The organism is Bacillus sp. FSL H8-0545 (assembly GCF_038006105.1).
GTDB classification, from domain to species: Bacteria; Bacillota; Bacilli; order Bacillales; family Bacillaceae_G; genus Bacillus_A; species Bacillus_A cereus_U.
In genome coordinates, this window is record NZ_JBBOUO010000001.1 from 688,930 (window position 1) to 697,500 (window position 8,571).

An 8,571-nucleotide genomic window follows, 5' to 3' on the forward strand; every position below is an offset into this window, starting at 1 on the left:
AGTTGTTTACTGGATTGGGAATTAGTTGCACGATATTAATGGCGGTTCTTCCAGGGACTATATATTTTATTCATAAAAAACTTACAACGTATGGTGCCCAGCCGTGGAAAAAGGATGCGCAAAAAAAGAAACCTGAATAAGTTTCAGGTTTCTTTTTTTGCACAAAGCATATGTTGAAGGGGGATACCTTCTATGTATACTTTGCTTATACAAGCCCTAACCAATGTACCAATTGTGTAGAGAGGAATGTAACAACAATGGCAATAACGGTAGGGATTGCGAACGATAAGAATGTCCATTTTGCACTTTTTGTTTCTTTATATATGTTAACTAGTGTTGTTCCGCATGGGAAATGAAGGAGTGAGAACAACATTGTGTTTAGCGCAGTTAACCAAGTCCAACCGTGTTCTAAGAATAGATTTTTAATTTGATTAAAATCATCTATTTCAGTTAAAGAACCAGTTGATAAGTAAGACATTAATAAAATTGGAATAACAATTTCATTAGCTGGTAGCCCAAGGATAAATGCCGCTAGAATAAAACCATCAAGTCCTAACAATTTAGCGAATGGATCTAGGAAGTTTACGAAATGCATAAGTAAGCTTGTGTCACCGACGAAAATATTAGCAAGTATCCAAGTTAATACAGCGGCAGGTGCAGCTACAATTACAGCTCGTTTTAAAACATATATTGATTTATCAAGCGTTGAACGTACAATTGTATTCCAAATTTTTGGTTTACGGTATGGTGGTAACTCTAACGTATAGTGAGTTGGAACGCCTTTTAGAGCAGTTTTTGATAAAACCCAAGAAACAGTTAAAGTTACAATAACGCCAATTACAACCATTCCAACGACAACGCCGGCAGTAACAAGTGTTTGCATGCTGCCTGTATATCCAGCAGCCATAAATAATGAAGCCATTAAGATTAATGTAGGCCAGCGTCCATTACATGGGACGAAGTTGTTTGTTAAAATGGCAAGCATACGCTCACGTGGTGATTCGATAATACGTGTTGACATAATAGCGGCAGCGTTACATCCGAACCCCATTGCCATAGTTAAAGATTGTTTCCCATGCGCGCCAGAGCGTTTAAATAAACGATCCATGTTAAACGCAACGCGTGGTAAATATCCATAGTTTTCTAATAGGGCAAACATAGGGAAGAAGATTGCCATAGGTGGTAACATAACGCTAATAACGGCTCCGGTACCACGGAATAAACCAAGTATTAAAACACCATGTAGCCATTCTGGTGCATGCATTGCTTGGAACCAAGATGTTAAATATCCTTCGACCCAGCCAAAAAATTCAGCAATCATCTCGGATGGCACGTTAGCACCGGCGATTGTAAGATAAAAAATAATAGATAAAATACCGAGCATAATTGGAAATCCCCAAATAGGAGAAGTGAAAATCTTATCTAATCTTTCTGAACGATATAATTTGTCAGTATTCGTATATTGGACAGCTTCTTTACATATACTTGCGGAGGTTCGATAAATATCTCCGACAATGTCATCTCGTATGTCCTCTTTTGAAAGTGTTTGTGCATGTTGAACAATATAGTCCAGCGGAAGAGCTTTACTGGCTGAGTGAGATTCCATTTATTATGACCTCCCTTACAAGTGGTTCGTTATGATGTTTTTGAAGTGCAGTTAAGAAATTTTTATCTCCATCTAAAATACGTAGCGCAATCCAACGTGCTGGATACGTATTGCCGAACACTTTATAAATTTGTGGTTCTAATTCTTGAATCATATTTTCAATTTTTTCATTATAAGTAATTTTAATTGGTGTTGGAATGATTTTTTTATTTGCTACTTTAGCAACGACGCTTAGTAAATGTCCGATACCAACTCGGTTTCGGGCTGAAATTTTAACTACCGGTACACCGAGTGATTTTGCTAATTTCTTTTCGTCAATAATGATTCCTTTTTTCTCCGCTTCATCAATTAAGTTAATACAAATGACCACATCGTTTGTCATTTCCATCACTTGGAGTGCTAAATTTAAATTTCTTTCCATTGCAGTTGCGTCTATAACAACTACAGTTACTTCTGGTTTTTCAAATATAATATAATCTCGTGCGACTTCTTCATCTGCCGAATTTGAATACAGTGAGTAAGTTCCAGGTAAATCTATTATTGTATATATATTTCCGCCATGCTTATATTCCCCTTCAGCCTTTAAAACAGTTTTCCCCGTCCAGTTTCCAGTATGTTGTTTTAAGCCTGTTAAAGTATTAAATAATGTACTTTTCCCGGTATTAGGGTTACCAGCTAACGCAATGCGATGGTTACTCATCTGAAATCATCTCCTATTAATACCCCGAAAATAAGGGAGCTTTCTTCACTACGCAGTGCAATAGTTGTGTTGCTTACTTGATAAGCGACTGGGTCTCCAAGTGGGCTGCGTTGTAATACTTTAATTGTCGCTCCAGGAAAAAAGCCTAAATCTAATAAACGTCGTTTCATAGTTCCTTCTAATTGTATCTTCTCAATTTGTACAAATTCCCCTGTTCTGAATTCGGAAAGGGGTTTAGTATTAGCCGATACCATAAAAGTTACCTCATCTCTATATTTTTAGTTTTAGTTTAAAAAGTTTCCTTAGGTAAACTTTTTGATACTAATATAGTAGACTACATTTAATGATGCTGTCAATTAGTACTTTAAAAATATTCAAATATTTTTAGAATTGTTCCAATTTATTGAGTTGTACCGAAAAATATTACTGAAATTCTTCTTAATGTAAATAAAGTAAGAGTGTAAACTTTTAAAAATATAGTGGATTTGTAAATATAGCTTTAACTTAAAGGGCAAAATAAAGAAAAATATTTACATTGGATTTACATTGTTAAGAATAAATTTACAATACTGCGTGTTTAGTGTGGGTTTTGTTGGCTTTTTTAACTCTAAATGTTGGGATGTCTAGCTTTTATGAGATGTTATCTCTATTTACTTAAACTTAAAAATTGCTTAACACTCACATAATATTGTTGTCCTACAATGAATTTGTGTTCGAAAGAAGATGAATTCGAAAAGTGATAATCCAAATGGGGGTACAAGACATGATTATGAAAAAGGGTATTAAATTTTCTTTAGCGGCTTTAGTTGTTGCAGGTGCATTAGTTGGATGTGGAAAAGCAGAAAGTACGGATAATAAGGAAGCTGCTAAAGGTAGCGATGCAAAACAAGAATTATCAGGTACGATTGCAGCGGCTGGCTCTACAGCTCTTCAACCTCTTGCGGAGGAAGCTGGAAAGAAATTCATGGAGAAAAATTCAAAAGTTTCTATTCAAGTTCAAGGTGGCGGTAGTGGAACTGGGATTAACCAAGTAGCATCTGGTGCAGTACAAATTGGTAATTCGGATGTTCCGGCTTCAGATAAAATAAAAGATGCTGAAAAAGCGAAAGAATTAGTAGATAACAAGGTAGCGGGTATCGCATTCGCGCTTGTCGTAAATAAAGATGTAAAAGTTGATAACTTAACAGCAAAACAAGTACAAGATATCTTCACTGGAAAAGTGACGAACTGGAAAGAGTTAGGCGGAAAAGATGAGAAAATCAATGTAATTAATCGTCCAGCTTCATCTGGTACACGTGCTACATTTGAAAAAACAGTTATGAAAGAAGCTAAAATTAATGATGGAACTGGTACAACACAAGATTCTAACGGTGCAGTAGAGCAAGCAATTAACTCTACTCCAGGTTCAATCAGCTATTTAGCAATGTCTTACATGGTTGGCGATAAAAAAGGTGCATTGCAAACTGTGAAAATTGATGGTGCTGAACCGAAAGTTGAAAACATCTCTGCTGGTAAATATCCATTCTGGTCTTACGAGTACATGGTAACTAAAGGTGAGGCAAAAGAAGCGACAAAAGCTTACATTGACTATGTAAAAGGTAAAGATTTCGAAAAACAAGTAGAAGATATGGGTTACATCCCAATGTCTAAATTAAATAAGTAATAAAATTTTATGGGGCTGGCTGCAAGGCCAGTCCTGTTCATTTCAATCTATGAAGTGGGGTCTGTCCTGTGATGAAGGGGAAAAAACAAATTAATTACGTAAAGAGTGAATATATAGGTAGATCACTTGTTACGTTTTGCGGTATCTTTATTGTTTTAATTACATTAGCTATTATTGCATTTATTTGCGGCAAAGGAATTCAATCTTTCACGCAAAGTGGTATCTCATTTTCTGAGGTGTTAACTTCGACAAAATGGAATCCAAATGCTGATCAAGGTACGTATGGTGCTGTAATCTTTATTGTCGGTTCGACGCTTGTGTCGCTAGGTGCTGTTGTCATTAGTGCACCAATTGCTATAGCTCTTGCTATATTCATGAATTTAATTTCGCCGAAGTTTGGGAATAAAGTATTAAAGCCTGTTTTAGAATTATTAGTTGGTATTCCATCAGTTGTATACGGATTATTAGGGGTTACGATCTTGGTTCCTCTATTACGTGATTCGTTTGGTGGAGTGGGCTTTAGTTTAATTGCGGGTATTATTGTCCTGAGTATTATGATTTTACCTACTATTGCTAGTATTGCCTCTGATGCAATACGCTCTGTTCCGTTTGATTACTTGGAAGCTTCTTACGGTCTAGGATCGACGAAATGGCAAGCGATTAGCCGAGTTATTGTTCCTGCTGCAAAACAAGGGATTTTAACAGGTATAGTTTTAGGGTTAGCGCGTGCTTTTGGTGAAGCGTTAGCGGTTCAAATGGTAATCGGGAACACGATTAAATTACCGGAAGGAATATATAGTCCGACAGCAACGTTAACTGGTATTCTGACAATGGATATGACGAATACATTGAACGGAACAGCTTGGAACAATGCGCTATGGACGTTAGCAATGATTTTACTTGTTATTTCATTCCTGTTTATTTTAGTAATTCGAGCGATTGGTCAAAGAGGTGAGCGATAATAATGAATGCAAGAACGGTAAATAAAGTTTGGACAGGTATCTTTTATGCGGTTGCAGCTTTAGTTGTAGCTTTGCTGGCTTTTTTAATGTACGAAATTCTGCAAAAGGGATGGGGATTTTGGGATCCTAGTTTCTTATTCGGAGAACCAAGCAATACAAGAGCTGGTGGGGGAATTGGTCCACAGTTATTCAATTCTTTCTACATGCTTGTTATAACACTTATTATATCTATTCCTCTTGGATTAGGGGCTGGAATATATTTAGCGGAGTATGCAAAACAAGGTCGTTTTTTAAGTTTTGTTCGTTTATGTATTGAAACAATGGCGTCTTTACCTTCTATTGTTGTTGGACTATTTGGCTTATTAGTATTTGTTACAATGACAGGCTGGGGATATACAGTAATGGGTGGAGCTCTTGCTTTAACTATTTTGAATTTACCTGGTTTAACACGTGTTTGTGAAAATGCGATTTCTGAAGTTCCTCATAATGTAAAAGAGGCGAGTCTTGGACTAGGTGCAACGAAATGGCAAACAATTGCCCGTATCATTATTCCGTCGTCGTTACCACAAATCATTACAGGTATTATTTTAGCGGCAGGCCGTATATTCGGTGAAGCTGCGGCGTTAATTTATACAGCGGGTTTAACATCACCTATTTTAAATTCAGCAGCGGACTTCTCGAGCCCCTCGCATCCTTTAAATCCATTTAGACCAGCTGAAACGTTAGCTGTTCACATTTGGAAATTAAACTCTGAAGGGATTATCCCAGATGCGAAGTTAATTGCAACAAAATCTGCAGCTGTATTAATTATTATGGTATTACTCTTTAATATCATTTCTCGTTTCGTAGCATCTGTATTACACAAACGTTTTACAGGAGCGAAAAAAAGTCGTAAAACGACGAAGAAGGTAAAAGCGGCATAAATTGAAGGCAAGAACTCTCTGTTTATAAACAGGGAGTTTTTTTACGGTCATTTTGTTGTTGGCAGGAAAAGAAGGAGAGTTGGTGAATAGGCAACTTGATATACGGATGTTGGGATGAAAGTGTTCTTTCTGCAAATGTCGGGATTTCCTGGATCAGGTAAATCGACACTTTCTAAGTATAGCGCTAAGTTAACAGGTGCAGTTATTGTAGGTCATGACCTCGTGAAATCAGCATTATTAAAATCATTAACAGCAAAAGGAAGTGAATCAACAGTTGTTGGGGGGAGTCTCCTATTATATTGAGTGGGAACTGATAGGTTTTTTGTTAGAACAAGAACATAGTATTATATTAGATAGTCCATGTCTCTATGATGGGATGGTTGAAAAGGGAATAGGTTTATATCGGAAGTATGGTGCTACATATAAATATATTGAATGTTATCTTAATAATATAGAAGAAATTAATCGTAGGTTACAAACACGTGAATATAAGATAAGTCAGTAGAATCAGAAGTAGCGTTTGAAAAAAGTGGCTAGATGGCAGTAAGAGACCCTCGAATGATGAATATCTTCTTGTAGATTCTGGTAAGCTACTAGAGCAATATGCCCCGAAAATAATGAGTTATATCGGTAGATAAATAAAAAGGCGTTATCTTCATTCGAGAAGATAACGCCTTTTAGTTTAAATATCAGGTGTTTCTGTAGAAGTACTTATTTTTCTGCGGGAGCGTCTTTTTCGCCCGATTTTATCTAATAGTTCATACATAACGGGAACGACTACTAATGTAAGAACGGTTGAGACTGCCAAACCACCGATTACAACGACGGCCAGACTTTTGGATACCATATTTCCTGCTTGAGATTGACCGAATAGGAGTGGTAGCATAGCGACGATTGTTGTTATAGCTGTCATAATAATTGGGCGTAATCTAGTAGATCCTGCTTCTAGTAAGGCTTCTCTTGTTTCCATACCGTTTTCCCGATTTTGTTGTACTCTTTCTATTAATACAATAGCATTTGTAACGACAATCCCGATTAACATTAATGCGCCGATTAATGAATTTACGTCAACAGGTGTTCTTGAAATGATTAATCCTAAAATACCGCCGACAGCAGCTAATGGTAAAGAGAATAAAATCGCGAAAGGAGCACGTGCTTGCCCGAAGGTGATAACCATAATTAAATATACAATCCCAATTGCAATCCCCATAATTTTGAATAAATCTGTGAAGTTCTCTTGCATAGACTCGGTAGCACCTGCGATATTTACTTTTGCTCCGTTAGGTAAATCTAAGTCGGTTATAGCCTTATTTACTTCTGCGCTTACTTTACTTAAATCTTCACTTGAAGCTTCTGCAGTAATTTGTATCGTTTCTTTCCCATCTTTATGGAAGATTTCTGTTTGAAGTTGCTTTTCTGAAATAGTTGCAATGTCTTTTAAAGGAATAGGTCCGTTAATAGGTGAGAGTATATTTGTGTTTAAAATATCTTCTTGTTTGTTAATGGATGCCTTTTTATGTTCTATCATAATAGTTATTTTTTCATTATTGATTGAAATTTCCCCAATAGGAGATTTCTTCATAAGGAATGATACTTGTTGTGCTACTAATTCTGGTGTTAAACCGAGTTGTTCCGCCTTTGTTTGATCGATATGAATTTGCCATTCTTTTTTAGAGTCTTCTATATTTGTTTTTACTTTAGAGAGAGCGTCCATACTTTTTAGTTTTGTTTCGACGATGTTAGTGGCCTTTTTTAAATTTGTCTCGTTAGTAGCGGTTACGTTAAATTGTAAGTTGTTTCCGCCTCCGGAGTCAGAGTAACTAGTTTTTATATAATCAAGTTCAGCTGGTTCAAAAGCATTATGCTCTTTTTTTAATTCTTTAATATATTGGTCGATATCAGATCCCTTTTTAAAGACTACAAATATAGTTGCAAGATTGTTTTTAGTTGTCTGTCCCCATTGTGCATCTTCTGCGCTAGATCCCATTCGCAAAATAACATCTGTTACATCAGAATTAGAGAGTAGTTTCTTTTCGAAATCAAAGGCTTTTTGTTTTTTAGCTTCAGAATCATAATCGGTTGGAAATGTCATGTTAACGGATAGCATTGTATCGTCCTCAGACTTTATGTTCGCTTTCGGTAGTAATATGTAGGCTGCAATGGATCCTGCAAACAATAAAAAAGAAGTGAGTAGAATGATAAACTTATGAGAAAGAGCCCACTTTAATGTAGCGACATATCGCGGTGAAGAATGAGAATTGCGACGTTTTGTTTTTTTGAGTAGTAAAAAAGCCATAAGTGGAACAACTGTTAACGCAACAATTAAAGAAGAAAGGATAGAATATACAACTGCTAATACCATAGGTAACATTAGTTTTCCAATTACTCCCGATACGAGACCGATAGGTAAAAAAACGGCGACTGTTGTTAAAGTAGAAGAGGTAATTGCGACTGCGACCTCTTTCGTTGCTTCAAGAATAATATTTTTAGAGAAGGTTTCTTTTTGTAAACGCCGGAAAATGTTCTCGATGACAACGATACTATCATCGACGAGACGTCCCACAGCAACGGCTAAGCCACCAAGAGTTAGAATGTTAAGTGTGATGTTGGATTGATGGAGTAAAAATAGTGTTAATAAAATAGATAGCGGAATACTAACGACAGCGATGAGTGTTGTTCGGAAGCTGCGTAAAAAGATTAAGATAATGAGAGTTGCA

Annotated in this window: 8 protein-coding genes and 1 pseudogene (1 of these 9 only partly in view); 5 read left to right on the plus strand and 4 right to left on the minus strand. The window is 36.4% G+C overall.

The features are described 5' to 3' along the window. The first annotated feature begins 2 nt into the window (after positions 1-2). A complete protein-coding gene (locus MHI07_RS03505; protein ID WP_087945977.1) occupies positions 3-140 on the plus strand; it encodes a hypothetical protein in 138 nt (45 codons plus the stop codon). Between the two features lie 65 nt (positions 141-205). Here the strand turns inward: MHI07_RS03505 and MHI07_RS03510 are convergent, their stop codons facing one another. The 3 genes from MHI07_RS03510 to MHI07_RS03520 are packed head-to-tail and all read right to left on the minus strand — an operon-like array spanning position 206 to position 2,560. Beyond that, positions 206-1,606 (minus strand): nucleoside recognition domain-containing protein, encoded by a 1,401-nt coding sequence (locus MHI07_RS03510; protein WP_078181720.1) that lies wholly within the window; start codon positions 1,604-1,606, stop codon positions 206-208. Continuing rightward, positions 1,584-2,306 (minus strand): FeoB small GTPase domain-containing protein, encoded by a 723-nt coding sequence (locus tag MHI07_RS03515; protein ID WP_002159251.1) that lies wholly within the window; start codon positions 2,304-2,306, stop codon positions 1,584-1,586. Before MHI07_RS03515 ends, MHI07_RS03510 begins: the two co-directional genes overlap by 23 nt. Further along, positions 2,303-2,560: a FeoA family protein gene (locus MHI07_RS03520; RefSeq protein ID WP_002090873.1), complete on the minus strand. Its 258-nt coding sequence runs from the start codon at positions 2,558-2,560 to the stop codon at positions 2,303-2,305. Before MHI07_RS03520 ends, MHI07_RS03515 begins: the two co-directional genes overlap by 4 nt. A 509-nt stretch (positions 2,561-3,069) precedes the next feature. Here MHI07_RS03520 and MHI07_RS03525 point away from each other — a divergent pair. The 4 genes and pseudogenes from MHI07_RS03525 to MHI07_RS03540 all read left to right on the plus strand — a co-directional run bounded on the left by MHI07_RS03525 (position 3,070) and on the right by MHI07_RS03540 (position 6,492). Beyond that, complete coding sequence (locus MHI07_RS03525) at positions 3,070-3,969, plus strand: phosphate ABC transporter substrate-binding protein PstS family protein (RefSeq protein WP_002114243.1); 900 nt, start codon at positions 3,070-3,072, stop codon at positions 3,967-3,969. 71 nt (positions 3,970-4,040) lie between these two features. Further along, the gene (pstC, locus tag MHI07_RS03530) at positions 4,041-4,931 is read left to right on the plus strand and encodes a phosphate ABC transporter permease subunit PstC (RefSeq protein WP_002159250.1); all 891 of its coding nucleotides are present in this window, start codon (positions 4,041-4,043) and stop codon (positions 4,929-4,931) included. A gap of 2 nt (positions 4,932-4,933) precedes the next feature. Then, entirely contained in the window at positions 4,934-5,854 is a 921-nt protein-coding gene (gene pstA / locus MHI07_RS03535; protein ID WP_002063838.1) for a phosphate ABC transporter permease PstA, read from the plus strand. 120 nt (positions 5,855-5,974) lie between these two features. Then, positions 5,975-6,492, plus strand: a pseudogene (locus tag MHI07_RS03540) (AAA family ATPase). Positions 6,493-6,536: 44 nt separating this feature from the next. Here MHI07_RS03540 and MHI07_RS03545 read toward each other — a convergent pair. Beyond that, positions 6,537-8,571 carry the 3' portion of an efflux RND transporter permease subunit gene (locus tag MHI07_RS03545; protein WP_340821980.1) on the minus strand. 1,010 nt of this gene lie beyond the right edge of the window, so only the last 2,035 of its 3,045 coding nucleotides appear in the window; its start codon lies beyond the right edge, outside the window; it ends in the stop codon at positions 6,537-6,539.

Coding starts and splice junctions, on each gene's coding strand:
- MHI07_RS03515 (WP_002159251.1), bottom strand. CDS start 2,306: ATGAGTAACCATCGCATTGCGTTAGCTGGTAACCCTAATACCGGGAAA.
- MHI07_RS03520 (WP_002090873.1), bottom strand. CDS start 2,560: ATGGTATCGGCTAATACTAAACCCCTTTCCGAATTCAGAACAGGGGAA.
- MHI07_RS03510 (WP_078181720.1), bottom strand. CDS start 1,606: ATGGAATCTCACTCAGCCAGTAAAGCTCTTCCGCTGGACTATATTGTT.
- pstC (WP_002159250.1), top strand. CDS start 4,041: ATGAAGGGGAAAAAACAAATTAATTACGTAAAGAGTGAATATATAGGT.
- MHI07_RS03525 (WP_002114243.1), top strand. CDS start 3,070: ATGATTATGAAAAAGGGTATTAAATTTTCTTTAGCGGCTTTAGTTGTT.
- pstA (WP_002063838.1), top strand. CDS start 4,934: ATGAATGCAAGAACGGTAAATAAAGTTTGGACAGGTATCTTTTATGCG.